Source organism: Achromobacter semiaridum, from assembly GCF_053543755.1.
Genome location: NZ_JBLVOL010000069.1, coordinates 6,270 through 7,134, shown reverse-complemented (window position 1 = coordinate 7,134; position 865 = coordinate 6,270). Strand labels below are relative to the sequence as shown.

General features: G+C 63.0%; 1 protein-coding gene. It reads left to right on the top strand.

Annotated elements, in window-relative coordinates; all coding sequences use genetic code 11:
• Positions 1 to 143 precede the first annotated feature (143 nt).
• Positions 144 to 824, top strand: coding sequence for a protein-L-isoaspartate O-methyltransferase family protein (locus ACNPP0_RS18895; RefSeq protein WP_046807653.1), 681 nt, complete (start codon positions 144 to 146; stop codon positions 822 to 824).
• Positions 825 to 865 lie beyond the last annotated feature (41 nt).

Below are 865 nucleotides of genomic sequence, written 5' to 3'. Positions count from 1 at the left end.
AATATCGCGGCGCTTTTCGACGCGCCGCGCTCGTTTCCGGCATGGTCGCCCGGCCTGAAACGCCTGCTTGGCCCGGGCGCCGTCACAGGACGCTACGAATCGGTACAATGGCCGCCTGATTCCTCTGTTTTTTCCTGACCGTCATGAACGCTTCGACCCTGCCCGACGTAGAACAAGCCCGCTTCAATATGGTGGAACAGCAGATCCGCCCGTGGGACGTCCTGGACGCCAACGTGCTGCAAGCGCTGTTCGATGTGCGCCGCGAACAATTTGTTCCGCCGGCCCTGCGCGCCTTGGCGTTTTCCGACCTGGAACTGCCCCTTGAAATCAATGCGGTCAACACCCGCCAGACCATGCTCGCCCCCAAGGTTGAAGCGCGTCTGGCGCAAGACCTGCAATTGACCAAATCCGACTGCGTGCTGGAAATCGGCACCGGTTCGGGCTACCAGGCCGCGCTGCTGGGCTATCTGGCCCAACAGGTGACCTCGGTTGAAATCGACAGCCGCCTGGTGACGTTCGCGCAGCAAAACCTGCAAATGAACAACGTCACCAACGTCAAGGTTGAAACCGGCGACGCCCGCAACGGCTGGGGCTCGACCGAATACGACGCGATCCTGGTCACGGGTTCGGTGCCCGTCGTGCCGGACGCGCTCAAGTACCAGCTGCGCGTGGGTGGCCGTCTGGTCGTGATCGTGGGCCAGGCCCCCGTCATGACGGCCTGTCGCATCACCCGCACTACCGCCGCCAGCTTTGAAACGGTGAACCTGTTTGAAACCGTGATCAAGCCGCTGCGCGGTGTCGCGGTATCCCAGTTCAAGTTCTAAACCCTATCCCCGCCGCCCCGTGCCCGCCCCGCTTCGGGGCC

Coding starts and splice junctions, on each gene's coding strand:
- ACNPP0_RS18895 (WP_046807653.1), top strand. CDS start 144: ATGAACGCTTCGACCCTGCCCGACGTAGAACAAGCCCGCTTCAATATG.